Here is a 25767-nt window from a genome sequence, read left to right on the forward strand (position 1 = left end):
GGCCGGTGTCCCCTAGCAGGGGTGCAGGCGGCGCAAGGGTTGGCGTAACGCGGTGCAAAAAGGAGCGGTAACAGGGGGAGCAAGGCGGGGGGAAAACGATGTAAAGTGACATTAACGCAAAGGGCCCCGCGGTTCTAACCGGGGGCCCTTCTGTGCCATCTATCCGTGCGCCGGCCTCTACCTGCCGGCGATCATCTTCAGCTTTTCCATCTGCATGATGGTTATCTTGTTGCCGTCCAGTTCGATGACCCCCTCGTCCTTCATCTTCTTGAAGGTCCGGGACAGGGTCTCGCTGACCGTGCCCAGGCGCGAGGCGAGCTCCCCCTTGCGCATGTCGAGCTCGAGGTAGGTCTTGCCCTGGTAGCTGGTGCTCTTGCGCGCGGCCAGGTCCAAAAGGTAGGAGGCGAGCCGGGACGGAGCGTCGGCGAAGGAGAGCTCCTCGATCTGCCGGGCGAAGCGGCGCAGCAGAAGCGACAGTGAGGCGATCAGGTTCATGGAAAAACGCGGGTTGCGCTCCAAGAGCCCCATGAAGGCGCCGCGCGGGAAGAAGAGCACCTCGCCCCGCTCCACCCCGCGCGCCTCGGCGGGGTACTTGCCGTCCCCGAAGAAGGCGGCCTCGGCGAAGGTCTCCACCGGGTGCACCATGTGCAGCACCTTCTCGCGTCCGTCCGGCGAGATCTTGCACAGCTTGAGCGCCCCCGAGGCGAGCAGGTAGAAGCCTTCCGCCTTCTCCCCCTCGGTAAACAGGGTCTCCCCCTTGGCGAAGGGGCGCCGCACCGCGATCTCGGCGAGCTCGACCAGATATTCCTCTTCCAGGCCCGAAAACAGCAGGGCTTTCCTGATGATGTCCTTGTTTTCCATGCCCACCTTTTTACCCAAAATGAAAACCGAGGTCAAGGAGTAGTTGGACCGTGTCCCTCCTTTACTTCCCCGGCCATCTCATGTAAGATCGGCAGTTCATGAAAAGGACCCTGTACCGCTACATTTTCAACGAGATACCGCCCCCTTTCCTGGTAGGCATGGTGACCTTCACCTTCGTGCTGCTCATGGGGCGTTTCCTTAAGCTGGCCGAGATGGTGGTCGAGAAGGGAGTCCCCTTCGCCGACGTGCTGCGCATGGTGAGCTACCTGCTCCCCTCGTTCTGGCTCTTCACCATCCCCATGGCCCTGCTGCTCTCCATACTGCTCGCCTTCGGGCGCCTCTCCGGCGACAGCGAGGTGACCGCCATGAAGAGCTGCGGCATCAGCCTGTACGGGCTGTTCCCTCCGCCGCTGCTCTTTTCGGTGCTGGCCACCGTGGCCTGCCTCTGGGTCCAGGTCTACGCCGTCCCCTGGGGCAACAGCTCCTTCAAGAAGCTGATGCTGGACATCGCCCAGAGCAGCGCCGGCGTTTCCATCAAGGAGAAGGTGTTCAACAACGCCTTTCCCGACATGGTGATCTACGCCGACGGCCTCACCCCCAAGGGGGAGAGCATGACCGGGGTGATCGTCCACGACGAGCGCGACTCCAAGGCCCCCACCACCATCTTCGCGGCGAGCGGCACGCTCTTCTCCGACCCGCGCACCCACTCCATGGAGTTCCAGCTCAAAAACGGCTCCATCCACCGCAACGAGGCGGGCGCCGGCTACCGCATGGTCCAGTTCCAGGAGTACATCCTGCGGGTCGCCCTGAACGAAAGCGCCCCCAAGGGTCCCAAGAAGACCAGCGAGATGACCATGGACGAGCTGCGCCACCCCACTGCCGGGACCCCCAAGAAGGAGGTGCTGCTGCGGCGCCAGGAACTGCACAGCAGGCTCGCGCTCCCCTTCTCCTGCATCGTGTTCGCCTTCGTGGGGGTGCCGCTGGGGATCCAGAACCGCCGTTCCGGCAAGGCCTCCGGTTTCTCGCTCAGCATCGCCGTCATCCTCTGCTACTACATCGCCCTCTCCGGCTTCGACACGCTGGGTGAGAAGGCGATCCTGCCGCCGGTGCTCTCCGGCTGGGGGCCCAACCTGCTGTTCCTGCTGGCCGGGGGCTACCTGTTCATGAAGACCGCGGCGGAGGAGCCCCTGCCGCTCACCGCGCTGTACCTGCGCATGAAGGAAGCGGTGCTTTCCCGCACCCGGAAGGGGGCCAAGGCATGAGGATCCTGACCCGCTACGTGGCCAAGGCGTACCTGAGGATGCTGGGGCTGTGCCTTGGCTCCTTCGTCACCATCTACCTCGTGGTCGACTTCATGGAGAAGATCGGCCGCTTCACCCGCACGGGCGCCTCCTGGCAACACCTGGCCCTGTTCTTCATCACCAAGATCCCGGAGATGGTCAACGACTCCGCGCCGCTGGCCGTGCTCATGGCCACCCTGCTCACCCTGGGCGCCTTCTCGCTCAGCTCCGAACTGACCGCCATGCGCAGTTGCGGCGTCAGCCTGGTCCGCATCAGCGCCCCCATCCTCGCCATATCGCTCATGATGAGCCTGGTGGTCCTGATGCTGGGGGAGTTCGTGATCCCGAAGAGCTACGCCCAGCGCCTCTACATCCAGGAGGTGCTGATCCAGAAGAAGAGCCCGTCCATGTATTTCCGGCAGCACAACATCTGGTACCGGGAGGGGGAGACCGTGCTGCGGGCGAGCCTGTTCGAGCCGAGCCAGAACCAGCTCAAGGGGGTGACCCTCTGGGAGATGCAGCCGAAAACCGGGCTGCCGCTCAGGCGGGCGGACGCGACGCTTGGGCAGCTGGGGACGGGGGGGTGGACCTTCAAGGAGGTGACGGTGCGGGACTTCCGGGACGGCGAAGTCACCGGGACCAGGAAGTACCCGGAACTGGCGCTCCCCCTGAAACTGAAGCCTGCCGACCTGAAGGTGCTGGGGAAATACTCGGACAGCATGACGCTCAGGCAGCTCAGCCGTTACTGCAAGAAGATCCAGGCCGGGGGGTACGACGCCACCCGCTACATCACCCAGTTCCACAGCAGGATCTCGCTCCCCTTCGGCTGCGCCGTCATGGCCTTCCTGGGGATCCCCTTCGCGCTGCGCGGCGGGAGGTCGAGCGGCATCGCCTTCGGGGTGGGACTTTCCATCGGGGTGGGCTTTCTCTACGTCATCATCAACTCGGTGATCATCTCGGTGGGGCAGGTCGGCCTGCTCCCCCCCATGGTCGCCGCCTGGGCCACCAACTTCATCTTCCTGGCCGCAGGGGGATGGCTCGCTCTCACCATTGACAATTGACCGGCGCGGACCGAAAATGGTCCGCGCCTGCAGGTACTGATATCTCATCGAGGTTTAGGAGGGACAGCCATGATCCGCAACTTGACCATAACCGTACTGCTTCTGCTGATCTGCGCCGTGGCGGCGCCGGCGCAGCAGACGCCCCCGCCGCCGGCCGAGGCAGGCCGGCAGGCGCAACTGAGTGTGCTCAGCATCCTTCCCGCCCAGGGCGAGCCGGGCACCACGGTCACCCTCAACGGCACCGGGTTCACCCCCGCCACCACCGTCGTGCTGGGGAGCCGGGAACTGCCCGCCCAGGTCGTCGGTGGGCGCATCATGACCTTCGAACTGCCGGAACTGCCGCCGGGCGCCTACGCCCTCACCCTCAAGCGCGACGACGGCGCCACCACCCGCCCCTTCAACTTCGTGCTGCAGGCGCAGAAGCCGGTCGCCTCCTCCCTCATCCCCGATACGGTCACCAGCTGCGCCACCGGAAGGGAGCGCGAGGTGCTGGTCAACGGCGCCAACTTCCGCACCGGCACCCGGATCCTTCTCGACGGCGCCGTGGTCACCACCCGCTTCATCTCCCCGGTCATGCTGGCCTTCACCGCACCGACCCTTGCCGCCGGGGTGCACCAGGTGCAGGTGAAAAACCCGACCGACACGTCCTCGACCGTGCTGGCGCTCTTCATCGACGCCAAGCCCGAGATCGCCAGCGTATCGGTAGGCAGGGAATTCGTGAACTACTACGAATTGATCGTGACCGGAAGGAACTTCCACCAGAATTCGATGCTGGTCGTGGACGGCAAGCGGCTGGCGACAGGGAAGCAGTTGGTGGGCGAGCGGGAGCAGCTCGTGTACGGCGGGTGCAACCAGTTGACCTACCTGAGGTTCCCCTACGACCCGACCCCGAAGGAGATCACCTTGCAGGTGGTGAACCAAAACGGCGAGGAGAGCGGCCTCTTCACCATCAGCGCCCCCTGACCGGTCAGTCGACCGGCTCTTCCAAGACAACCAGGTAGCCGTCGGGATCGAAGCACCACAGCTCGTAGGTCCCGTACGGCTTGCGCTCCAGGGGATAGAGGATCTCCAGATCCTCCTCCTGCAGCTCCTGGTAGATATCCTCGATCCCCTCCACCACGAGATGCAGCGTCACCCCCACCCCGCGCGGGAACCCCTCCAGGCGCGCCTGCAGGATGGGGTGCAGCTGCGCCACCGCCGCGTCCTCCACGAAGATGAACTGGACCTCCTCCGTCTCCAGGAGCAGGTGCTCCGGCGCGCCCAGCGTCGTGATGGGGCGCTGCAGCGGCAGCCCCAGGATCCCGGCGTAGAAGGCCTCGGTGGTCATGAGGTCCGACACGCACAGCTGTACGGTCAGGGCCGCCGTCACTCGCCGAACCAGGCGCTGGTGTACCTGCTGATCAGCACCATGGAGTTGGTGAAGATCAGGATGCCGACCACCACCATGAAGGCCCCCGTGACGATCTCGAAGAGCCGGATGTGCCGCTTGAAGCGGCGGAAGAAGATCAGGAACTGGTGCAGCGCCAGCGATGCGATGAAGAACGGGATGGCAAGCCCCATGGAGTAGGACAACAACAGCCACACCCCGCGCCCCTCGGTGGCGGCGACGGCGAGGATGGTGGCCAGGATGGGCCCGATGCAGGGGGTCCAGCCGGCGGCGAAAACGACCCCCACCGCGAAGCTCCCCAGGTAGCCGGCCGGCTTTCTGTGCAGGGTCAGCTTCTTCTCACCCAGGAGCATGGTGATATCGAACAGTCCGGAGACGTGGATCCCGAAGATGACGATCAGGATCCCGCCCACGCGCCGGATGGCCGTCTTGTGCTCGTGCAGGAAGTCCCCCACCAGGGTCGCCGAAGCGCCCAGGAGCACGAAGACGCAGGTGAAGCCGGCGATGAAGAGCAGGGAGTGGATGATGGTCTGCTGCCGGACCTTGTGGCTTGGGTGCTCCGCGTTCAGGTCGGCGAAGGAAAGCCCGGTGATGTAGGTGATATAGGAGGGGATGAGCGGCAGCACGCAAGGGGAGAGAAACGACAGCAGCCCCGCCACGAAAGCGCCGATCATGCTGATGTTGTGCGTTTCCATACCTTCCTCCTGGCGTTTAGCGGTTGTGCCCCCGCAGGTTGCGGGGGCGGGCGTGGGTCGTTACTTGCCGTTCATCAGTTCCTGCAGGGCCTGGATCACCTCGGGGTGGCTCCAGTCCAGCCCCCCTACCACCTTCTTCCTGATCACCCCCTTGGGATCGACCACGAAGGTCTCGGGGACGCCGGTGGTGCCGTAACGCCTGGCGACCTGGCCGTCGGTGTCGAGCAGGGCGGGGAGCGTGACGCCGCCGCGCTTGAAGAAGTCTTCGACGGCGCCCTTGCCACCCTCGTCGATGGAGATGGCCAGCATCTGGAAGTTCTTCCCCTGCATGGCCTGGTTCAGCTTGACCATGGACGGGATCTCCTCGCGGCAGGGAGGGCACCAGGTGGCCCAGAAGTTGACCAGCACCAGCTTGCCCTTCAAGGTCGACAGCTGCACCGGCTTGCCGGAGAGATCCTTCAGGGTGAAATCCGGGGCGGCGTTCCCCTCGGCGGCAGGCAGTTCAGCCTGTTTCTTGGCGCACCCCGCGGCGGCCAGCGCGGCTAACAGCAGCACGGCAGCGATCAAGCGTTTCATCATTTCCTCCCCGGTTGATTTATGTTGTACTTTTCCATCCGGTAAATCAGCGTGTGGCGCGGGATGCGCAGAAAGCGCGCCGCGGCGGTCTGGTTCCAGTCGCAGCGGTTGAGCGCCTCCAGTACCACCTCCATTTCGAGCTGCTCCAGCGAGTACCCGCCCGCCGGCAGCCTGAGCACCCCGCCTTCGGGGGGAGGCGCCGCCGCCGATATCTTGGCGGGGAGGTCGTCGACCCCGATCTGGTCTCCCTCGCGCATGATCAAAAGCCGCTCCACCGTGTTCTCCAGCTCGCGCACGTTGCCCGGCCAGGCGTATTCCTTGAGCCTTGCCAGCGCCTCCTTGGTGAAGGTCACCCCTTCGGCGCCGAACTTGGTGCAGAAGTAGCGGATCAACAGCGGCACGTCCTCGACCCTTTCCCGCAGCGGCGGGAGCTGGATCGGGATCACCGAGAGCCGGTAGTAGAGGTCCTCACGGAACTTCCCCTCGGCGATCCAGCGCTCGAGGTCGGCGTTGGTCGCCGCCACCACCCTGAGGTCGATCTTTTGCAGCGAGGTGCCGCCGACCGGCTCCACGACCCGCTCCTGCAGTACCCGCAGCAGCTTGGGCTGCAGCTCCAGGGGAAGGTCCCCCACCTCGTCCAGGAAGATGGTGCCGCCGTCCGCCAGCTGGAACTTTCCCTCCTTGTCACGGATGGCGCCGGTGAAGGCCCCCTTGACGTGGCCGAACAGTTCGCTTTCCAAAAGGTCCCGGGGGATGGCGGCGCAGTTGACCGCCACGAAGGGGGCGGCCCGGCGCGAACTCCCGGAGTGGATGGCGCGCGCCACCAGTTCCTTGCCGGTGCCGGACTCCCCGGTGATGAGGACCGTGGCCTCGGTGTCCGCCACCTTGCGCACCACGGAGAAGACCCCTTCCATGGCGCGTGAGGTCCCGACGATGCTCTTGAACTCGGTGCGCCCGGAGAGCTCCTCCTTGAGCAGGCGGTTCTCCTCGGAGAGTCCCTGCAGCTGGAGCCCCTTGAGCACGGTCACCTTGAGCTCTTCCCTGTTGAAGGGCTTGGTGAGGTAGTGGAAGGCGCCCAGCTTCATCGCCTCGACGGCGGTGTCGATGGCGCCGAAGGCGGTCAGGACGATGACCACGGTGGAGGGAGCGCGCTCCTTGACCGTGGAGAGCACCTCGAACCCGGTCACCCCCGGCATCTTGAGGTCGGTGATCACCAGCTGCGGCGACTTCTCCTCGAAGAGCTGCAGCCCGGCCGAGCCGTCCGCGGCGGTGTACACGTCGTACCCTTCCTGCTGCAGGTTGTACTCGAGCACGCGCCTGAGCGAGCTGTCATCGTCTATGATCAGTATCTTTGGGGGCATGGTTTCCTGAATGAGGACGAAAGGGGTCGTATAAGGAGACAGCTCAATTTTTAACCGATTTACCCACGCAGGGCAACCCTTTTTATAATGAACCTAATCTCGCGCCCCCCGGCCTGGGCGGCAATCACAAAGCCAGCCGCGGCGCGGGGAGCGGAGGAGCACGCCGGTACCAGGCGGCGGACGCACATGAGAAGACGGCAGGTGCTAAGGGAGATGGCGGAAAACGGCAACGGGTTGGAAACGGGACGGGAACGAAACGGACACGAGGACAAGACAGAAGGCTGAGGGGAAAACGGGGACGGCTGGTGACGCTCGCCTGAGCGACACCACGGTCCGCCCTGGGCACTGTGCCGGGCGGGGAGCTACGCCACGGGACCGGTAACGCTAGGGGCGGCGCCCCCGGGGTCTGCGTGGTCCGCCGAAGTAGCTTTGGGTGAGCTCCCGGGTGCCCACCGCCAGGGGCAGCAGATCTTCGTGCCGTTTCAGCGTCTCCGGCAGCGAGGGCCCGTCCGTGATGATGAAGTCGTCCTCGCCCAGACAGGTCTTGGCGAAGAAGCGCCCGGCGGCGCTGCAGAAGATGTTTATGCTAAAAACCTCTCCGTTCACTTCCAGTTCAGACGAGTGCAACAGCATCTCTTCGTCCACAGCTCCCCCCGGGACATGACATTGAATTTGAAGACGGGGTTAAAAAAGCAAAAACTGGACCAAGGAAAGGGGAAGCGGTGCGGGTGGGCTCGCCGAACGCGGCAAGGTGCCATTTGGCTTGAAGAAAACAAATGAGCGCCGTATAAGCGGCGCTCATTAAGGGGAGGGAAAAACGACAAAAGTCTGTCCTTTTCCGAAATATTGACGTCAAGGCCGCTAAATGGCGGCGAGCCCGGGCTACTTGGACCGGGTCACCACGTAGTCGGCGAGTTCGGCGAGGGCGTCCCTCGCGGCCGAGGCCGGGAATTTCTCCAGGTGCTTCTTGCAGAGGGCAACGTGCTCGCCGGCGGAGGCCACCGTGTGCTCGATGCCGCCGTAGCGTTGCACCAGGGCCAGCACCTGACCGAAGTCCTCGTCCGAGAGGAGGTCCTTCTCCACCACCGAGGCGATGAAGTCCCGCTCCGCGTCGCTGCACAGCTTCAGGGTATGGATCAGCGGCAGGGTGATCTTCCCCTCCTCGAGGTCATGCCCGATGCTCTTGCCGAACTGCTCTTCGCTGGCGGTGTAGTCCAGGGTGTCGTCCATGAGCTGGAAGGCGATGCCGAGGTCCATGCCGTAGTCCGCGACCGCCTGGCGTAGCTCCGGTGCCACGCCCCCGAGGATGGCGCCGACCTCGCAGGCCGCGGAGAGCAGGATGGCGGTCTTGCTGCGCACCACCTCGATGTAGCGCTCCACGGTGATTTCCAGGTCGCTGGTGCAGACCAGCTGCAGCACCTCGCCTTCCGCGATCATGGTGGTGGCGTCGGCGAGGACCTTGAGGATGCCCAGGTCGCCGTCGGCCACCATGAGCGAGAAGGACTTGGAGAAAAGGAAGTCGCCGACGAGGACGGACGCCTCGTTGCCCCAGAGGGTGTTGGCGGAGGCGAGACCGCGGCGCAGGTTGGCGTTGTCCACCACGTCGTCGTGCAACAGCGTTGCGGTGTGGATGAACTCGACCACGCTGGCCAGCGGCACGGAACGGCTCCCCTGGTAACCGCACAGCTTGGCCGCCAGCAGCACCAGCGCCGGGCGGATCCTCTTGCCGCCGCTGGAGAGCACGTACTCGCCCACCTTGCGAATCAGCGGGACATCCGACTGCAGGTCCTTCTTGAACTGCAGTTCCACGTTTTTAAGATCTTCCCCGATCAGGGCAAGCGCTGCATCCATAATAAGGCCTCGGTTCTGCGACTCGCACTAGGGCAGTGTTACGCTTAGAAATTATTAACGGCACGAAATCGCGCCGTTTTTTCGCACCAGCCAGGCTGGAAATTTTAATGGGAAACGACGGAGCACTCTAGCAAATCCGTATTCATTATTCAAGGCATTTCGTCTACGCAGATGAGGCGGCAGCGGGGGAAACAGGGGGGACGGGGGCGCTCAGAAGAATGAGAAAGGGGCGGGGCCCTCCGGCCCCGCCCCCGGTGTCAGGCGGCACGCTGCTCCTGGGTTAGCAGGCCGCAAAGCTTCAGTTCCTTTTCCAGCTTCGCCTTGGTCAACCCCAAGGCACGGCACATTCTCTCGCGGTTGCAGTCGTAGCGCTCCATGGCCATGAGCAGCAACGCCTTTCGAAGCGAGACCGAGAGCTTGTCCATGACGTGCTCCTTCGAGGTCGCGGAGATCAAGGTGAAAAACGGCTCCAGGCTTCTTTCGAAAAGCTGTGCACTCTCGTCTACGTGTATCTTGCGCTCCTTCTTCATGGTCTTCACCCTCATCACGTTCGCTGCTATCTGGTCCATCTCCTCGTTTACCAGCTGCCAGACATCCGGATCGTAGGCCACGGTCAACACCACGGCTACCCGTTCGGCGCTGGGAGGCTGTTGCCGCTTCACCAGCACCACCTCCATCGCCCCGAACCCGTCCTTCGCCGTACAAGCCCCTCTATGATTGGTTACCATGCCCCACCTCCCAGTTGCGGTACGAACCGAGCGGCCAACGCGCCCCCTGTTCTTTTTGATGGCACCTTTTCCAATACAACTGCCGTACCAACTCCACGCACCTGCCGCAACAGGCTGTAAGTAATCGTTTCGCCGCATATTTTAACACCACGACACCGCAGCCGTGACCTATTCGTGACCGGACTTTTTGTTCACAAGTTGCACAGTGCGCGCCCGACTGTGCACATCACACCCAGAGAGGCTGTGTTACTGCCGATAGCGGGCCGGACCTAAAGACCAAGGCTGGCGCCGCCTCGTACTTGAATAAAAATTAATCTATGGTATCATGCCCCGACGCACATGAGAATGAAGGGGGCAACGCCCTAATCAACGCAGGAGGCAACATGCAAAAGCTGCAGCTTTGGGAGCGCTACAAAAACCGGCTCTACCACAATGCCGAACTCGATCTTAGCGTCGACACCAGCCGGATGAACTTTCCCGACTCCTACCTCGAGGAGATGGAACCGCGCCTGCAGAAGGCGTTCGAGGAGATGGCCGATCTGGAGGCCGGTGCCATAGCGAACCCCGATGAGCAGCGCATGGTTGGTCACTACTGGCTGCGCGCGCCGCAACTGGCGCCCACGGCGGAGCTTGCCGAGGAGATCAAGGCGACGCTGGCCTCGGTAAAGGCCTTTGCCTCCTCGGTACACCAGGGCAATATCGCGGCACCCGACGGGCACCGCTTCGAGAACCTTCTGGTCGTCGGCATCGGCGGCTCGGCCTTGGGGCCGCAGTTCATCGCGGACAGCCTGGGGAGCGCGCAGGACCGCATGAAAGTCTTCTTCTTCGACAACACCGACCCCGACGGCATGGATAAGGTCCTGGCCGAAATCGGTTCCGGTCTCAAGCGGACACTGACCGTGGTCATCTCCAAAAGCGGCGGCACCAAGGAAACCCGCAACGGCATGCTGGAGGCGCGCCAGGCTTTCGAGCAAGCGGGGCTGCACTTCGCCGCCCACGCGGTCGCCGTGACCGGCAGCGACAGCGAACTGGACCGCACCGCATCGCAGGAGGGGTGGCTGGGCACCCTCCCCATGTGGGACTGGGTCGGCGGCCGCACCTCGGTCACCTCCGCGGTGGGCCTCCTCCCCGCCGCACTCCAGGGGATCGACATCGACCGGCTGCTGGCCGGCGCGAGGATCTGCGACCAGGCGACCCGCAGCCGCAGCACCCGCGACAACCCCGCGGCGCTCCTCGCCCTGTCCTGGTTCCACGCCACCGCCGGCAAGGGTGAGCGCGACATGGTGCTGCTCCCCTACAAGGACCGGCTGCTCCTCTTTTCCCGCTACCTGCAGCAGCTCATCATGGAGTCACTGGGCAAGGAACTGGACCGGGACGGCAAGAAGGTGCTGCAGGGGATCACGGTCTACGGCAACAAGGGGTCCACCGACCAGCACGCCTACGTGCAGCAGCTGCGCGAAGGGGTTCCCAACTTCTTCGTCACCTTCATCGAAGTACTTAAGGACCGCGAGGGGGCATCCATGCTGGTCGAGCCGGGCGCCACCTCCGGGGATTACCTTTCCGGCTTTTTCCAGGGCACGAGGTCAGCTCTCTATGAAAAGGATCGCGAATCGGTTACTATCACCATCCGCGAAATCTCGCCCGCCAGCATCGGCGCGCTGATTGCCCTCTACGAGCGGGCGGTCGGGTTGTACGCCTCGCTCATCAACGTGAACGCGTACCACCAGCCGGGCGTCGAGGCGGGCAAGAAGGCCGCCGGGACGGTGCTCAAGCTGCAGGGGGAAATCCTGGAGATGCTGCGCCGCCAGCCGGAGCGCGACTTCACCTGTGCGGACATGGCCATGACCCTGGCGCGCCCCGAAGAGGTGGAGACGGTATTCATCATCCTGCGGCACCTGGCCGCCAACCCCAGCCACGGGGTGAGCGTTACCGCCGGAGAGAAAGTCTGGGAGAACAGGTTCAGCGCCGGCAAATAACAGCATCTATCGAGCAGCACAAGGCGCAATCCTTAACGCAGGCGCAAAGGCGCCAAGACGCAAAGGAACGACGAAACCGATGCTAAAACGTCCCCCCCTTTGCGAAGGGGGGACAGGGGGGATTTGCCTCTCCGAACCCAAAGCAAATCCCCCTCAATCCCCCTTCGCGAAGGGGGACTTTTATCAACACGCACCTTCAAACACCGGATACAGAGGAGCAGATGAAGACAGTAGACCTGAGAAGCGACACGGTAACACGCCCTTCCGAGGCGATGCGCCGCGTAATGGCAGGCGCCGAGGTGGGGGACGACGTTTACGGCGAGGACCCGACGGTAAACAAATTGGAGGCGATGGCGGCCGAACTGCTGGGCAAGGAGAAGGCGATCTTCGTTCCCAGCGGCACCATGAGCAACCTGACCGCGCTCCTTTCCCACTGCGGGCGCGGCGACGAGTACATCGCCGGGCAGGACGCGCACATCTATCGCTGGGAGGGGGGCGGCGGTGCCATCTTCGGCGGCATCCAGCCCCAGCCCCTGGACTTCGACGAAGACGGCACGCTGAACCTGGACAAGGTGCGCCGCGCCGTGAAGCCGGCGGACCACCATCACGCCGTGACCAGGCTGCTCTGCCTGGAGAACACCCACGGGGGACGGGTGCTCCCCCTCCCCTACCTGGAAGAAGCGGCGGGGGTGGCCAGGGAACTGGGCCTTGCCCTGCACCTTGACGGCGCGCGCGTCTTCAACGCCGCCGTGTACCTTCAGGTGCCGGTACGGGAGATCGCCCGCCACTTCGACTCGGTGTCGGTCTGCCTCTCCAAGGGACTGGGCGCCCCGGTCGGCTCCGTGTTGTGCGGCAGCGCCGACCTGATCAACCGCGCGCACCGCTGGCGCAAGGTCGCCGGCGGCGGCATGAGGCAGGCGGGGCTCCTGGCCGCGGCGTGCATCTATGCCCTGCAGCACAACGTGGAGCGGCTTGCCGAGGACCACGAAAACGCGGAACTCCTCTCCAGCGGTCTCGGCCACATCGAGGAGCTCCTGGTGAGCCAGGCCCGGACCAATATTCTCTTCGTCACCCCGCCGGCCGGCACCGCCCCCGCACTGCGCCAGGCCTTAGCCGCCGAGGGGATCCTGATCGGGGGAGGCGACGTGATCCGTCTCGTTACCCATCTGGACGTGGACGGCGCCGGAGTCGAGCGCACCGTGGCCGCCTTCAAGCGCTTCTTCGCGAACCGGGGGAAGTGACATGGCCGAGATAACCTGGAACGATTTCGAGCAGGTGGAGCTCAGGGTGGGGACCGTGCTGGAGGTGGAGGAGTTTCCCGAGGCGAGAAAGCCCGCCTACAAGCTGGTGGTTGATTTCGGTGAGGCCGGCGTGAGAAGGTCGAGCGCCCAGATTACCAGGCACTACACCCGTGAAGAACTGGTGGGAAGGCAGGTGATCGGGGTGTGCAACTTCCCCAGGAAGCAGATCGGGCGCTTCTTTTCCGAGGTGCTCATCACCGGTTTCGCCGACGAGAACGGCGACATCGTCCTGGCCGCGCCGGAGCGTAAAGTCCCCAACGGCAGCAGGCTCTGCTAAAAGAGGGGACTGGCTCCGCCAGGTGCCTGTCCCCTTGCTTCTTGGGGAGGCTGGCTGAGCTGAAAAGGAGCGTTCCGCTAGAGGGACAGGCACCTAACGGAGCCAGTCCCTTCCGCTCCCCCTACCCCTTGATCCTCAACGCCTCCGCGTAGACCGCGCTCTTGTGCAGGCCCGTTTCCAGGGTCACCCGTTTCACGGCGTCCTTCAGCGACATCTCCCCCGATCCCAGGTATTTCTGCAGCAGCTCTTCCATGCCCGGCCCGTCGTCGGCCTCCGGTTCCTGGGCTGGGCTCACCAGTATGGCCACCTCGCCGCGAACCTCACGCCCGCGCACGTCTTCCACCAGCACCGACAGCCTGCCGCGCAGAAACTCCTCGTACATCTTGGTCAGTTCCCGCGCCACCACCACCTCACGGTCCCCGAGCGTCTCCAGCATATCCTCCAGCGTCGCCAAGAGCCGCTTGGGAGATTCGTAGAAGATCAGCACCGCCCGCTCGTTAGCAAGCGTCTGCAGCCGCTCCCGCCTCTTCCCCTGCTTGTTGGGGAGAAAGCCTGCGAAGCTGAAGTAGTCGGTGGGGAGTCCGGAGGCCGAGAGCGCGGTGACAGCGGCGCAGGCGCCGGGGATGGGAACGACGGCGATGCCCTCGGCCACCGCGTCGCGCACCAACTGGTAGCCAGGGTCGGAGATGCAGGGGGTGCCCGCGTCGGTGATGAGGGCGACACTCTGCCCTTCCCGCAGGCGGTCCAGGATCTGGTCCCCTTTCAGTTCCTTGTTGTGGTCGAAGTAAGAGGTAAGCGGCTTGGAGATACCGAAGTGGGTGAGGAGCTTGCGCGAGTGGCGCGTATCCTCGGCGGCGATCAGGTCCACCTCTTTGAGGATGCGCAGTGCGCGCAACGTGATGTCCTCGAGGTTCCCGATCGGAGTGGCGACTATGTAGAGAGTTCCGGGCATAACGGCAAAACACGTTCAACGTTCAACGTTCAATGTTAAAACCGGGCATGGGTTTCAAACGTCGAACGTTGAACGTTGAACGGGTTCTTTATTTCCCCCAATCCCGCGCGTAGCGGAAGTCGCGGTCAATGGTGCGGTTGGAGACCTTGGCGATGATGGGCAGGCGGCGCTTGAAGTGGCTTCCCTGCACCTTGCGGGCAACGTTGTCGATGAAGGCGGCGTCGAAACCGGCGGCAATCAATTCCTCCCGGCTCATGCGCTGGTCCACCATCCGGTACAAAAGCTCGTCCGCCTCGCGGTAGGTGAAACCAAGCTCCTGCTCGTCGGTTTGCCCGGCCCAGAGATCGGCGGAGGGCTTCTTCTCGATAACCTCGCTCGGCACCCCCATCGCTTCGGACAGGGCCCAGACCTGACTCTTGTAGATGTCGCCGATCGGGTTCAAGGCGCTCGCCATGTCGCCGTGCAGCGTGCCGTAGCCTAAAAGGAGCTCGGTCTTGTTGCTGGTGCCGAGGACCAGGCCGCCGACGGCCGCGGAGTGGTCGTACAGGATGGTCATGCGCTCGCGGGCCATCTTGTTGCCGCGCCGCATGTTGTCGGCATCCGGGGTCTGGCTGAAGTAGGCGTCGATCATCGGGGTGATCTCGATGACCTTGAAGTTGATCCCCAGGCTCTCGGCGACCAGCCTTGCGTGAGCCTCGCTCTCCGGGTTGCTGGTGCGGTACGGCATACAGTAGGCGTGGACGTTCTCCGGCCCGAGCGCTTCGGCGGCGATGTAGGCGACCAGCGCGGAGTCGATGCCGCCGGAAAGGCCGAGCACCCCCTTGCGCACCCCGACCTTGTAGACCTCGTCGCGCACGAATCCCACCAGGATCTGGCGCAACAGCTTCGTATTAACAGTCAACCCGCCCATTAGCAGTCTTTCTCCCTATCGATGCGTTTCAACTCTTTCACGGTGATGGCCAGGTTCTCGTCCCGCATCATGGGGGAGAAGATCCGCTCACGCCTAAGCGCGCCGCCGTCCACCTTGGCCAGCACGAAATCCTCCTCGAGGATGGCGCCGCGGTCGGTCATCTCGCCGGAGGGTGAGATCGCCTCGGAACCGCCCCAGAAGTTGATGCCGTCCTCGTAGCCGACACGGTTGCAGTAGAAGACCCGGCAGTTGAGGAACATGGCGGTGGTCGTGGTGAGCTTCTGCCACGCCGCGGCGGAGCCGAGCCCCTCGGATTCGGTGACCCCACGGCCGGGGCTGGAGGAGAGGCAGATGAGGGTCATGGCGCCGTCCATGGCCAGGATGTAGGGCGCGGATAAGTGCCACATGTCTTCGCAGATGAGCATGCCGATCCGGCCGAAGCGGGTATCGAAGGCGCGGAAGCGCTCCCCGCGGGCCATGTAGCGCTGCTCGTCGAACAGGCCGTAGGTGGGCAGATAGACCTTGCGGTGCACGTGGCGGATTTCGCCGTCCTCGAGGTAGACCGCGGAGTTGAAGAAACGGAAGTCGGCCGAAACCTCGACGAAGCCGATGGCGATCGAGATCCGCTCGGAAAGTTTCTTCAGCCTCTCTATCTGGGGGGAATCCAGGCGCAGCGCGACTTCGGGAACCAGGTCCTTCAGGAAGTAACCGGTCAGGGCCAACTCGGGAAAAACGACTAGGTCGGCGCCTGCGGCGATACCCTTCTCGATGGCGGCCTCGGCCAGCGCCATGTTGTCGTCCAGGCAGCCCAGCTTAGGCTTTATCTGGGCCAGGGCAACGGTAAAATCCATGAGCTTCTCCGCAATTTTTTTCTCATTACTAGCACAGCGGGCCTGTGTTTGCAAACTCGAATGAGATAAACCATTTGCCACGGAGAAAATCTGAGAAGTTCGGAGAAAGGCCTTTCTTAATGGGAAGCATCCCTCCATGTCCCCGGCACCGCCGCTCGCAGCTGATGACTTACAGCAGGATTACCAGCACCACGCCGCCGGCGATGACCGAGAGGTTGCAGACCGCGGAGATGCCGTGCAGTTTGGAGAACTGGCGGCGCATGGGGTCTTCCTTGGGCGTGGTCTCGAAAGAGGGAATATGTCTCTTGATCTCGGCGGCCTTGGGCTCGATGTAGAAGGCCTGAATCGAGGAGAGGGTCAGCATGACGGCGATGATGACCGCGGCCGGGACCGTCCCCTTGCCGGCCATTACCACGCGACAGATGATGGCGACGAGGCCGCAGGCGACGCCCCAGCGGAAGTAACCGGGAAAGAAGAGCCCGACGATGCGGCCCGCGACGTCCCGGCTCTCCGAGCGGAACAGGATGGGGGTAAGGACGAAGGTGAAGAGGGCGGCGCCTCCCAGCCAGAGGGAGATAGCCAGACGGTAGATTGCTGCGACAACCTGCATTACGTATCCTCCTTGGTGGTCCAATTGAAACAGCAGGGCGAATGATTATCACCCCGTGTATCTTCCTGTGGTCGTGAGCTTGTAGGGGCAAATAATTATTTGCCCGGCAACGTTCCCCGGTCACAGAGATGGCGAGAGACGCCGAGGTGACAGATGCGGTAAAGGCGGGCGAATGATTATTCGCCCCTACAGTGTCGACGATGACTCCCCCCTCGCCCTCCGGGAGAGGGTCGGGGTGAGGGCGCTGCAATGAGCAAGATCACCCTTGGTGGCGTCGCCCTCACCCGGCCTCCGGCCACCCTCTCCCGTGGGGAGAGGGGACATGTTCCGACGCTGCCAACGCATCGAGAGCAGCGGGAGCACCTAGTAGGCGAGATCGAACGCGTTGCGGATATGCTCGATGTCCGGCAGGTCGTGGTCATGCAGCATGATGGCGACCACGTCGAAGCGCGCCTCGGCGTCGTAGAGCTTTTTCCTGGAGAGCCACACCAGCGCCGCCTTGGAGATCTGGCGCTGCTTGAAGGGCGTCACCGCCAGTTGCGGCGGGCCGTAGTTGTCGTTCTTGCGGCACTTCACCTCGACGAAGACGATGGTGCGCCCGTCACGGGCGACGATGTCGATCTCCCCGCAGGTACAGCGAAAGTTGCATTCGACTATCTTGAAGCCCTGCCCTTTGAGGTAGGTGGCCGCGATGGATTCGCCGGTGCCGCCGACAGAGCCGTTGCTGTTGTTGACTGGCATAGCCGCCCCCGCAGAGATAGTGCCGTCCGGTGAACAAGACAACAGTGTAACAGCAAGTCCAGTGAGCGGATAGCTGAGAATGGGAAAATAGTGGTGTTAGAAGGAGAAAAGGCCGCTGGATGCGTCCGAGGCTGCACCCGGCTCGGCGGGACAGTGTTCCTTGACGCCGCTGAAGCTTCTACGGTGGATTGGGCAGGGACCGAGCTCGGCGATGGCGGCCAAGTGCGACGCCGCGCCGTACCCCTTGTGGCTGGCGAAGCCGTAACCGGGGAAACGGGCGTCGTACTCCACCATCATGCGGTCACGGGTGACCTTGGCGATGATGGACGCTGCCGCGATGGAAAGGCTCAGGGAATCGCCTTTCTTCACGGTGCGCTGCGGGATGTTCATGGGAACGCTGGAGATGCCGTCGATGAGGAGGAAATCCGGTGTGATGCTCAGGCCGCGCACCGCCTCGCTCATCGCGGTGAGGGTGGCCTGGAGGATGTTGATGCGGTCGATGAGGGCGTGATCGCCGATGCCGACGCCCACCGCCAGTGCTTCGCGGTAGATGACGTCGAACAGCTCTTCCCGTTTCTCTTCGGTAAGCTGCTTGGAGTCGTTCACCTCGGGGAGAAGCATCCCCGTGGGGAGGATGACCGCGGCGGCCACCACCGGACCGGCGAGCGGCCCGCGCCCGGCCTCGTCCACGCCGGCGATGCGCGCGTAACCGCGCCGCAAGGCCTGTCCTTCCAGGGCGAGCATGTCGATTACGGCATCCGGGTTGTCGGGGAAAAGACCGGTCATAAAAACCTAAAACCTTTAACAAGGAGGAAATCTGAGGACGTCTGAGAAACCAAAAACAGGAGAAAAGACTTTTGGGTTACCCCCTGAAAGCCTTTTCCTTTCTCAGATTTCCTCAGATGTTCTCCTTGTTAATGGTTTGCCTTTGGCTTTTAAAAAAAAAGCCCCGGTCGCCGGACCGGGGCTTTTTGATACTGCGTGCCGACTACTGAGCGGCGACGTACTTCCTTTCCTTGATCCTGGAAGCCTTGCCGCGCAGCTTGCGCAGGTAGTACAGCTTCGCACGACGAACCTGGCCGCGGGTCACAACTTCGATCGCCTCGATGGACGGCGAGTGCAGCGGGAACACCCTCTCGACGCCGACGCCGTTGGAGATCTTCCTCACGGTGAAGGACTCACGGATACCGCCGTTCTGACGGCCCAGGCACACGCCCTGGAAAGCCTGGATACGGCTCTTGTCACCCTCGACGATCTTTACCTGCACCTTGATGGTGTCGCCCGGAACGAAAACCGGGATGTTCTTCTTCATCTGTGCCATTTCAATTGCGTCAATCTTGTTCATTTGGTACTTCCTCCCTTATCTGGAACCTCTAGTCATAAGACTTAATACTGACAGTGAACCTGCGTTACCTCGACTACCAATCTATCCGCCTGGCGCCTAGCGCCCGAAAAGCCTGTCCAGCATGATCGATGCCGCTGACCGCACCGAGAGGTGGTTGTACTCACCCGCCCCCTTGATCGGCTCCAGCACCAGATCGCTCTTGTTGAACACCTGCTCGATGAGCCCCCATCCGGTCCCCAGAAGCAGCAGGTATGGCTGCTCGGGGTCGGCGTCGATGAGCCCCTTCAGTTCGGCGAAGCTCACGCTGTTGGGCCTGCCGGAGGCGCCGGTGACGACGACCTTGGGCCTGCGCCCGGTACGGCTCTCGATGTCGGCGATGGTCGACTCCAGCGACTCTTCGCACTGCAGCGTTTCCAGCGCCATCTTCCGCTTGGGGTTGTAGGTGGAGCCCCAACCGGTGAGCCAGTGCTCCCGCACCTTCTCAACGAGCTTTATCTGCTCCTCAACCGGGGTCACGATGTAGTAGCGGGCCAGACCGAAGGTCCGCGTCAACCGCGCCATGTCGTGGATGTCCAGGTTGGTTACCGAGGTCGCCACCACGTCCTTGTGCTTGTCGTACACCGGGAAGTGGATCAGCGCCATGCTGAAATTCGCCGCCGAGGTCATGCCGTTCCGCCTTCCGCCTTCGCTAAAGCTTCCACCTTCACTGAAGTTTCGGTGGACTTGTCGGCGGACAGGTTCGCCGGCTTCGCCTTCACGTGGGGATCCAGCCCCAGCTCCTTCAGAAGTTTCTTGTCCTGCTTGCTCCACTCGATGCCGTCGAGGAGCTCGGGACGGGAGGCGAGCGTTCTCCTGATCTGCTCCTTCCTGCGCCACTTGGCGATCTCGGCATGGTTGCCGGAAAGGAGGATGTCGGGAACCTTCTCGCCCCTGAATTCGGGGGGCCTGGTGTACTGCGGGTACTCCAGAAGCCCGTCTGCAAATGAATCGTACTGGGCCGACTCTTCGTGCCCCAGTACCCCCGGCACCAGCCGGGAGACCGCGTCGACGATCACCATGGCGGCGATCTCTCCGCCGGTCAGGACGAAATCGCCCAGGGAGATCTCGTCATCCACGAACAGGGTGCGTACCCGCTCGTCGACCCCTTCGTAGCGGCCGCAGATGATGATGAGCCCTTCCTCGCGGGAAAGCTCCTGCGCCACCTGGTGCGTGAAAGGTCGCCCCCCCGGTGTGGTGAGGATCACCTTCGAGCCGGGCCGCTTTTCCTTGACCGCCTCGATGGCGCCGGCAAGCGGCTCGACCTTCATCACCATCCCGGAGCCCCCGCCGTAAGGCGAGTCGTCGGCCGTGGCATGCTTGTCGAAAGCCCAGTCGCGGATGTTGTGCAGGCCGATCTCGATCAACCCCTTGTCGCTTGCGCGCTTCAGGATGCTCTCGGTCAGCGGTCCCTCGAACATGGCCGGGAACAGGGTCAGTATGTCGAACTTCATAGATCGAGCAGCCCCTCGGGAAGAGAGACCGTCATGCGACCTGCCGCCAGGTCAACAGACAATACGACGTCCTCGAGCGCGGGGATGAGCACCTCGCGCCCGTCGTGTTTGACCACGTAGACGTCGTTGCTGCCGGTTTCAATGATATCGACCAGCTCGCCCAGCTCTTCCCCGTCCGACGTTACCACCTGGAGCCCCAGGAGGTCGGACCAGTAGAACTCGTCGTCGGGGAGTTCCGGGAGCGCCACCCGGTCGGCGTAGATCTCGCTGCCGACCAGGTGCAGCACCTGGTTGATGTTGTCAAACGGCTTCAGGGTCAGGATGATCCTTTTGCCGTTGGGCTTGGCGGAAACCACGGAGTACTCTTCCATGGCCCCTTTCGGAGACTTGATGAAAACGCACGTTAACTGCGAGATACTCGAGGCATCCCCCGCAAAGGGAATGACCCGCAACTGTCCCCTGATCCCGTGTGTACCCTGGATCTTGCCAATCAATAACTTTTTACTACCAGGCATCTATCACTCTACGATTTTAAGGATGGCTTTCTTGTTATCCTTTGTTGAGACAGCGTTGAGCAAAGTACGGATCGCTTTTGCCGTGCGACCCTCCTTGCCGATGATACGCCCCATGTCCTCTTTTGCGACGGTCAGCTTGATTACGTTGGTCTCTTCTTCCAACTCCTCTGTTGCTCTCACCTGGGTGGGATCGTCTACGAGTGCCCTGGCGATGGTCTCAACAAGCTCTTTCATGTCGCTATCCTCTGTAGTGTGGGATGCCGGCTGGCCGGTACTAAGAGATATTAAGCGGCAGGGGCGACGAACTTCTCCCAGATGCCGGTCTTCTTCAGGATCTGCTTGACGGTGTCGGTCGGCTGAGCGCCCTTGCCGAGCCACTCCAGAGTCTTCCCTTCTTCCAGGTTGTAAACCGCCGGGTTTTTGTTCGGGTCGTAGGTACCGACGTTCTCGATGAAGCGCCCGTCCCTGCGGCTACGGCAGTCAGCAACCACTACCTGGTAAAAGGGTTTCTTCTTAGCGCCCGCACGTGCAAGTCTGATCTTTATTGCCATTTCTTCCTCCTGGTGTTCTCGGATCCTTGAGATCCGCCATTGCGTGTATTGTGTTTACGATTCTGGTAACTGTATCTGAGTTGGTGCAATAGTCAAAGGCAAACGCTTAAAAGGGGAGCATCCCTTTACCCATGCCTTTCATTCCTTTCATAAGGCCCTTCGGCCCCATCTTCTGCAACTGCTTGACCACCTTCTGAGCTTCAGTGAAACGCTTCAAGAGCTGGTTCACTTCCTGGATGCTGGTGCCGCTACCCTTGGCGATCCTCAAACGGCGGCTGCCGTTGATGATGGTGTGGTTGGCGCGCTCCTTGGGAGTCATGGAATCGATGATCGCCTCGATCCTCTTCAGCTCCTTCTCGGAAGGCTGGGCGCCTTGCATCTGCTTCATCGCCTTGCCCATGCCGGGGATCAGGTTCATGATCGATTCCAGCGAGCCCATCTTCTTGATCTGCTGCAGCTGGGCGCGGAAGTCCTCGAGGTCGAACTGCCCGCTCTTCTTCATCTTCTGCTGCAGCCGCTCAGCTTCCTTTTCGTCGAAGGTGGCCTGCGCCTTCTCGATCAGGGTGAGCACGTCGCCCATGCCGAGGATGCGGGAGACCAGGCGGTCGGCGTGGAACACGTCCAGCGCGTCCAGTTTCTCGCCCAAGCCAACAAATTTAACAGGTTTTCCGGTGACCGCCTTGATGGAAAGCGCCGCGCCACCCTTGGCGTCGCCGTCGAGCTTGGTCAGGATGACGCCGGTGATGCCGAGGCGGTCGTTGAAGCCCTGGGCCACGTTAACCGCTTCCTGGCCGGTCATGGCGTCGGCCACGAACAGGATCTCGCGCGGGGCGAGCTCGTCGCGGATACCTTCCAGCTCCTCCATCAGGTAGTCGTCGATCTGGTGACGGCCGGCGGTATCGAAAATGACGACGTCGAAACCGTTCAGGGTCGCGTAGCGGTGCGCATCGCGGCAGATATCCAGAGGCTTCTGGGTGGCCTCCGAGCCGAACACCTCGATGTCGAGCTGGCGGCCGAGCACCTTCAACTGCTCGATAGCGGCCGGACGGTACACGTCGGCCGGGACCAGGAGCGGCTTCTTCCTCTGCGCCTTGAGGTACTTGGCCAGCTTGCCGCACGACGTCGTCTTACCGGCGCCCTGCAGACCGACCAGCATGATCGCCACCGGCGGCTTGGCCGCCAGATCCAGCGAATTGTCCTCGCTGCCGCCCATGAGGAGCACCAGCTCGTCGTGGACGATCTTGATCACCTGCTGCCCGGGGGCGAGGCTCTGCAGCACCTCGGTGCCGACGGCACGGGTGCGTACCTTTTCGACAAAATCCTTGACGACCTTGAAATTAACGTCGGCTTCCAGCAGCGCAAGACGCACCTCGCGCAGCGCATCCTTGACGTTGTCCTCGGTCATTACCCCCTGGCCGCGGAGCTTCTTGAAGACCAGGTCGAGTTTATCGGAAAGAGTCGCGAACATCTATGAACCTATAAGTCATCGAAATGACGAGTTTATTTTCGCAGAAAAAACACGCGGGCCGGCAAAAGCGCACAGGTATCCCGCGGCAAGAGAGTCACTTTAGTGGATATAGTCGCAAATTGTCAAGCGAAATTATCGGTGACAACGTCAGTTACAGCCGCACCAGCAAGGTTTCTCATATCCCCTCGCCCTCCGGGAGAGGGTGCCCGAAGGGCGGGTGAGGGCGGTGGACCGAAGGGGCATGTTGCATCGGGCAAGCCCCTCACCCCGGCCCTCTCCCGGAGGGAGAGGGGGGATACGTGTTACAGCCGCACCACCGAGCGTGCCGTGAGCATGGTTTCGGCGATGGTGAACATGTTGGTCACCCCTCCCGCCGCCAGGGTCTCCTTCTTCTTGAAGAAGTCGAGGCAGATGCCGCAGGAGAGCACCTCCACGCCGCGGTTGCCCAACTCGTTCAGGGTCTCCACCACCTCGGACCCCTCGGCGGCAAGGAGGACGCCGGTATTGACGAAGAAGATCCGGTCCGGCAGCTCGCTCATATCGAGAAGCGTCATGATGAAGTTCTTCATCAAAAGCCGCCCCAACTCCTCCGGCCCGTCCCCCATCCGGTCGGAACCGATCAGCATCACGGTCGGACCGGCGACAGCGGCAGGGGCGGGTGTCGCCTCCCTGGCGGCCGTGGCGCCGGGGCCGGTGATGGTGAAGGCGAAGCCGTCTTCCAGCGGCTCCTCGTGCACCTGGTAGCCGCGCCCCTGGGCGAAGCGCTTCACGTTCTCGCGCGGTGCGCCGTCATCCAGAAGCACGTGCAACTCACCCTGCGCCGACTCGAGCGCCCGTTTCACCTGCACTACCGGCAGCGGGCAGGCCATACCCCTAACGTCAAGCTTGTTCATTGTCATCTCCTATCTTCACGAAGCTGTCTCCGTTTTTTCTGTACAGGTCGCCCGGCAAGAGCCCCGCCTCGGCAAGCGCCCCTTCCACCTCGCCCCTGACATCTTCCGCGTACCTGATGGCCAGGCCACAGTCGGCGGCGAGCGCGCGCGGCGCCGGGATGAGTTGTATTTTGAGCTGCTTATCCTTTAAGAGCCGCTCCGCCTCCATCACGCGGTGGATGGAATTGAAGATGGCCACGAAATCACCGTCTTTTATCACAGCAACTCCTTATCCTCGTTGAAAAGCAAAGCCATAGAAGCACATTGACAAAGAGAGGTCAAACCCATAGTATTACCCACCCGAGAGGTAAACATGGAAACAGTGCTTTACGCAGCGGCACTCGTAGTTCTGGCCACGTTGATCAACATCCCCCTGGGGTACCAGAGACAGTCCTACCCGAAGTTCTCCTTCGGCTGGTACTTCTACGTCCACATCTCCATCCCCGCCATCATCTACTTCAGGATCAAGACCGGCCTCGGCTGGGGCTTCATCCCCTTCAGCATATCCAGCGCCGTATTGGGCCAGATCATCGGCGGCAGGATGTACCGCAAGAGACACCCGGTTGACGAGCAATAAGCGCCCCAAGATGAAAAGGCCGGCGCCGGTCACCGACCTCCTCACCGCCCTGTTGCGCGGCACCCCGGCAGAGCTGAGGCTCAAGGAGGGGCGCATCTGGGAAGTCTGGGACGAGGCCGTCGGCGACAAGATCGCCGCCCATGCCCAGCCCGCCACCTTCCGCGAAGGCACCCTCACCCTCCACGTCGACAGTCCTCCTTGGCTGCAGCAACTCACCTACCTGAAGAAAGAGTTGATCTCCAAGGTGAACGAGGCCCTCGACCAGGAACTGGTAAAAGAGATCCAGCTCAAGAGCGGCAAAGTCAGAAAGCCCTCCGGCACCGTGATAAACAAGCCAGCGCGGCGTGAATTGAGTGCGGAGGAACAGGCTTGGGCCAAGGAGCAGGCCGAGTCCGCCGCCGACCCCGAACTGCGCGCCATCTTCGAGAGTCTGATCCGGAAGGATCGGGAACACCAGAAAAAAGACTAAAACCTTTAACAAGGAGAACATCTGAGGACTTCTGAGAAGTGCAGGAGTTTCACCCCCGTTTTACGGTTTTCTCAGATTTCCTCCCCAACTCCTTGTTAACGGTTTAATGCTCTTCGACTTTACGGTAAATTCTCAACTTCTCGCTGCTGTACCCGCCATCCTCGCCTCTGACCATCAAGGGCGGCTCCACCTTCAACTCTCCCGCTCTCCCTTTCGCCAACTCGATCATGAACATCCTGGCATCCATCGAGCTGTTGCCATGCACCATGCGCAGTCTCAGCGGCGCGAGCTTTTGCACGGCTGCCTGCGCCATCAGCTCCGCCAGCCGGCAGGTATGGTAGATGAGGCAGATGCGTCCCGAAGGTTTCACCAGGTACTTAGCCGCCGCCAGGAAATCTGCCAGTGTGGCGCTCGTTTCGTGGCGGGCCTCGTCGCGCCCGGCGCGGGGACTGATCTTGCCGGTGCCCGGGCGGCGGTAGGGAGGATTGGAGACCACGAGGTCGAAGCTGTCCACCGGGAAATGCGTCTTCAGCGACAAGACGTCATCCTCGACGATGCATACCCGTTCCGTGAGGCCGTTCAGCACAACATTGCGGGCGGCGATGTCCGCCATCACCTGTTGGAACTCGATCGCCGTCACCGATGAGTTTTGACCCAGGCGTGCCAGGAGCAGTGCGATCACCCCGCAGCCGGTGCCGAGGTCCGCGCAGGACTCGCCGTCCCGCACCCCGGCGAAGTCCGCCAGAAGCAGCGGGTCCACCGAGAACCGGTACCCATGCCGCGGCTGTATGATGCGCAAGTCATACCCAGACAATTCGTCCAGGGTTTCTAGATCAGAATTGAGGTTCTGCATTTAAAGTCCAAACCAGTTGCTCACGCAAAGCCGCAAAGCAACCGTGTTCTCTGTCAAGCAAAAGCGTGGCTATCGCTCCAAGGCTGGTTATCTCTGAGCATTGCATTCAGTATGACCAGGAGCTTTCGCATCGTAGCGGTTATAGCCAC

The 25767-nt window shown here is 62.4% G+C and carries 32 protein-coding genes; 8 read left to right on the forward strand and 24 right to left on the reverse strand.

What is annotated here, in order from left to right; all coding sequences use genetic code 11:
• Positions 1–177 precede the first annotated feature (177 nt).
• On the reverse strand, positions 178–861 hold the full coding sequence (locus H7687_RS20915) for a Crp/Fnr family transcriptional regulator (protein WP_183351056.1): 684 nt from the start codon (positions 859–861) through the stop codon (positions 178–180).
• Between the two features lie 98 nt (positions 862–959).
• On the opposite strand from H7687_RS20915, the gene lptF reads away from it, so the two are divergent.
• The 3 genes from lptF to H7687_RS20930 all read left to right on the forward strand — a co-directional run bounded on the left by lptF (position 960) and on the right by H7687_RS20930 (position 4165).
• A complete protein-coding gene (gene lptF, locus H7687_RS20920) occupies positions 960–2123 on the forward strand; it encodes an LPS export ABC transporter permease LptF (RefSeq protein WP_183351058.1) in 1164 nt (387 codons plus the stop codon).
• Positions 2120–3202 carry an LPS export ABC transporter permease LptG gene (gene lptG, locus H7687_RS20925; RefSeq protein WP_183351060.1) on the forward strand — a complete coding sequence of 361 codons (1083 nt, stop codon included), beginning with the start codon at positions 2120–2122 and terminating at the stop codon, positions 3200–3202. The genes lptF and lptG overlap by 4 nt, the downstream gene beginning before the upstream one ends.
• A 69-nt stretch (positions 3203–3271) precedes the next feature.
• Positions 3272–4165: a choice-of-anchor Z repeating domain-containing protein gene (locus tag H7687_RS20930; protein ID WP_183351063.1), complete on the forward strand. Its 894-nt coding sequence runs from the start codon at positions 3272–3274 to the stop codon at positions 4163–4165.
• Between the two features lie 4 nt (positions 4166–4169).
• On the opposite strand, the gene H7687_RS20935 is transcribed toward H7687_RS20930, so the two are convergent.
• The 7 genes from H7687_RS20935 to H7687_RS20965 all read right to left on the reverse strand — a co-directional run bounded on the left by H7687_RS20935 (position 4170) and on the right by H7687_RS20965 (position 9800).
• Complete coding sequence (locus H7687_RS20935) at positions 4170–4571, reverse strand: VOC family protein (protein ID WP_183351066.1); 402 nt, start codon at positions 4569–4571, stop codon at positions 4170–4172.
• The gene (locus H7687_RS20940) at positions 4568–5284 is read right to left on the reverse strand and encodes a cytochrome c biogenesis CcdA family protein (protein WP_183351067.1); all 717 of its coding nucleotides are present in this window, start codon (positions 5282–5284) and stop codon (positions 4568–4570) included. Before H7687_RS20940 ends, H7687_RS20935 begins: the two co-directional genes overlap by 4 nt.
• A gap of 60 nt (positions 5285–5344) precedes the next feature.
• Positions 5345–5860: a TlpA disulfide reductase family protein gene (locus tag H7687_RS20945; protein ID WP_183351069.1), complete on the reverse strand. Its 516-nt coding sequence runs from the start codon at positions 5858–5860 to the stop codon at positions 5345–5347.
• Positions 5860–7221, reverse strand: a complete 1362-nt coding sequence (locus tag H7687_RS20950) for a sigma-54-dependent transcriptional regulator (RefSeq protein WP_183351072.1) — start codon at positions 7219–7221, stop codon at positions 5860–5862. The genes H7687_RS20945 and H7687_RS20950 overlap by 1 nt, the downstream gene beginning before the upstream one ends.
• Before the next feature lie 384 nt (positions 7222–7605).
• On the reverse strand, positions 7606–7866 hold the full coding sequence (locus tag H7687_RS20955) for a hypothetical protein (protein WP_246405045.1): 261 nt from the start codon (positions 7864–7866) through the stop codon (positions 7606–7608).
• 237 nt (positions 7867–8103) lie between these two features.
• Positions 8104–9072 carry a polyprenyl synthetase family protein gene (locus H7687_RS20960; protein WP_183351073.1) on the reverse strand — a complete coding sequence of 323 codons (969 nt, stop codon included), beginning with the start codon at positions 9070–9072 and terminating at the stop codon, positions 8104–8106.
• 257 nt (positions 9073–9329) lie between these two features.
• Positions 9330–9800: a hypothetical protein gene (locus H7687_RS20965; protein WP_183351075.1), complete on the reverse strand. Its 471-nt coding sequence runs from the start codon at positions 9798–9800 to the stop codon at positions 9330–9332.
• 383 nt (positions 9801–10183) lie between these two features.
• On the opposite strand from H7687_RS20965, the gene H7687_RS20970 reads away from it, so the two are divergent.
• The 3 genes from H7687_RS20970 to H7687_RS20980 all read left to right on the forward strand — a co-directional run bounded on the left by H7687_RS20970 (position 10184) and on the right by H7687_RS20980 (position 13354).
• A complete protein-coding gene (locus H7687_RS20970; protein ID WP_183351077.1) occupies positions 10184–11776 on the forward strand; it encodes a glucose-6-phosphate isomerase in 1593 nt (530 codons plus the stop codon).
• A 221-nt stretch (positions 11777–11997) separates the two neighbouring features.
• Positions 11998–13017, forward strand: a complete 1020-nt coding sequence (gene ltaE, locus H7687_RS20975) for a low-specificity L-threonine aldolase (protein ID WP_183351079.1) — start codon at positions 11998–12000, stop codon at positions 13015–13017.
• A 1-nt stretch (position 13018) separates the two neighbouring features.
• Positions 13019–13354, forward strand: coding sequence for a tRNA-binding protein (locus tag H7687_RS20980; protein ID WP_183351081.1), 336 nt, complete (start codon positions 13019–13021; stop codon positions 13352–13354).
• A gap of 121 nt (positions 13355–13475) precedes the next feature.
• Here the strand turns inward: H7687_RS20980 and rsmI are convergent, their stop codons facing one another.
• The 15 genes from rsmI to H7687_RS21055 form a co-directional block, all read right to left on the reverse strand.
• Positions 13476–14306, reverse strand: a complete 831-nt coding sequence (gene rsmI, locus H7687_RS20985) for a 16S rRNA (cytidine(1402)-2'-O)-methyltransferase (protein WP_183351083.1) — start codon at positions 14304–14306, stop codon at positions 13476–13478.
• Positions 14307–14394: 88 nt separating this feature from the next.
• Entirely contained in the window at positions 14395–15216 is an 822-nt protein-coding gene (locus H7687_RS20990) for an NAD+ synthase (RefSeq protein WP_183351085.1), read from the reverse strand.
• Positions 15216–16067 carry a nitrilase-related carbon-nitrogen hydrolase gene (locus H7687_RS20995; protein ID WP_183351087.1) on the reverse strand — a complete coding sequence of 284 codons (852 nt, stop codon included), beginning with the start codon at positions 16065–16067 and terminating at the stop codon, positions 15216–15218. The genes H7687_RS20990 and H7687_RS20995 overlap by 1 nt, the downstream gene beginning before the upstream one ends.
• Positions 16068–16236: 169 nt before the next feature.
• Positions 16237–16677, reverse strand: a complete 441-nt coding sequence (locus H7687_RS21000; protein ID WP_183351089.1) for a DUF4149 domain-containing protein — start codon at positions 16675–16677, stop codon at positions 16237–16239.
• A 363-nt stretch (positions 16678–17040) separates the two neighbouring features.
• Positions 17041–17418: a YraN family protein gene (locus tag H7687_RS21005; RefSeq protein ID WP_183351092.1), complete on the reverse strand. Its 378-nt coding sequence runs from the start codon at positions 17416–17418 to the stop codon at positions 17041–17043.
• Positions 17419–17514: 96 nt separating this feature from the next.
• On the reverse strand, positions 17515–18204 hold the full coding sequence (gene rnhB, locus H7687_RS21010; RefSeq protein WP_183351094.1) for a ribonuclease HII: 690 nt from the start codon (positions 18202–18204) through the stop codon (positions 17515–17517).
• Between the two features lie 202 nt (positions 18205–18406).
• Positions 18407–18763 carry a 50S ribosomal protein L19 gene (gene rplS, locus H7687_RS21015; protein WP_183351097.1) on the reverse strand — a complete coding sequence of 119 codons (357 nt, stop codon included), beginning with the start codon at positions 18761–18763 and terminating at the stop codon, positions 18407–18409.
• A gap of 96 nt (positions 18764–18859) precedes the next feature.
• Complete coding sequence (locus H7687_RS21020; RefSeq protein WP_183351099.1) at positions 18860–19429, reverse strand: RNA methyltransferase; 570 nt, start codon at positions 19427–19429, stop codon at positions 18860–18862.
• A complete protein-coding gene (gene trmD / locus H7687_RS21025) occupies positions 19426–20253 on the reverse strand; it encodes a tRNA (guanosine(37)-N1)-methyltransferase TrmD (protein ID WP_183351101.1) in 828 nt (275 codons plus the stop codon). Before trmD ends, H7687_RS21020 begins: the two co-directional genes overlap by 4 nt.
• Positions 20250–20768, reverse strand: coding sequence for a ribosome maturation factor RimM (gene rimM, locus H7687_RS21030; RefSeq protein ID WP_183351103.1), 519 nt, complete (start codon positions 20766–20768; stop codon positions 20250–20252). Before rimM ends, trmD begins: the two co-directional genes overlap by 4 nt.
• Before the next feature lie 3 nt (positions 20769–20771).
• The gene (locus tag H7687_RS21035) at positions 20772–21002 is read right to left on the reverse strand and encodes a KH domain-containing protein (protein ID WP_183351105.1); all 231 of its coding nucleotides are present in this window, start codon (positions 21000–21002) and stop codon (positions 20772–20774) included.
• Between the two features lie 50 nt (positions 21003–21052).
• Positions 21053–21319 carry a 30S ribosomal protein S16 gene (gene rpsP, locus H7687_RS21040; RefSeq protein WP_135869506.1) on the reverse strand — a complete coding sequence of 89 codons (267 nt, stop codon included), beginning with the start codon at positions 21317–21319 and terminating at the stop codon, positions 21053–21055.
• A 106-nt stretch (positions 21320–21425) separates the two neighbouring features.
• Entirely contained in the window at positions 21426–22787 is a 1362-nt protein-coding gene (ffh, locus tag H7687_RS21045) for a signal recognition particle protein (protein WP_183351107.1), read from the reverse strand.
• A 302-nt stretch (positions 22788–23089) separates the two neighbouring features.
• Positions 23090–23680: a sulfurtransferase-like selenium metabolism protein YedF gene (gene yedF, locus H7687_RS21050; protein WP_183351109.1), complete on the reverse strand. Its 591-nt coding sequence runs from the start codon at positions 23678–23680 to the stop codon at positions 23090–23092.
• Positions 23667–23939: a putative Se/S carrier protein gene (locus tag H7687_RS21055; protein ID WP_183351111.1), complete on the reverse strand. Its 273-nt coding sequence runs from the start codon at positions 23937–23939 to the stop codon at positions 23667–23669. Before H7687_RS21055 ends, yedF begins: the two co-directional genes overlap by 14 nt.
• Positions 23940–24032: 93 nt before the next feature.
• On the opposite strand from H7687_RS21055, the gene H7687_RS21060 reads away from it, so the two are divergent.
• Both H7687_RS21060 and H7687_RS21065 read left to right on the forward strand, forming a co-directional pair.
• Positions 24033–24296, forward strand: a complete 264-nt coding sequence (locus H7687_RS21060) for a hypothetical protein (protein WP_183351113.1) — start codon at positions 24033–24035, stop codon at positions 24294–24296.
• Entirely contained in the window at positions 24283–24765 is a 483-nt protein-coding gene (locus H7687_RS21065; RefSeq protein ID WP_246405049.1) for a DciA family protein, read from the forward strand. Before H7687_RS21060 ends, H7687_RS21065 begins: the two co-directional genes overlap by 14 nt.
• Before the next feature lie 103 nt (positions 24766–24868).
• On the opposite strand, the gene H7687_RS21070 is transcribed toward H7687_RS21065, so the two are convergent.
• Complete coding sequence (locus H7687_RS21070; protein WP_183351115.1) at positions 24869–25618, reverse strand: tRNA1(Val) (adenine(37)-N6)-methyltransferase; 750 nt, start codon at positions 25616–25618, stop codon at positions 24869–24871.
• Positions 25619–25767: the final 149 nt, after the last annotated feature.

The sequence above is a fragment of the Geomonas paludis genome, from assembly GCF_014193585.1.
Taxonomy (GTDB): Bacteria; Desulfobacterota; Desulfuromonadia; order Geobacterales; family Geobacteraceae; genus Geomonas; species Geomonas paludis.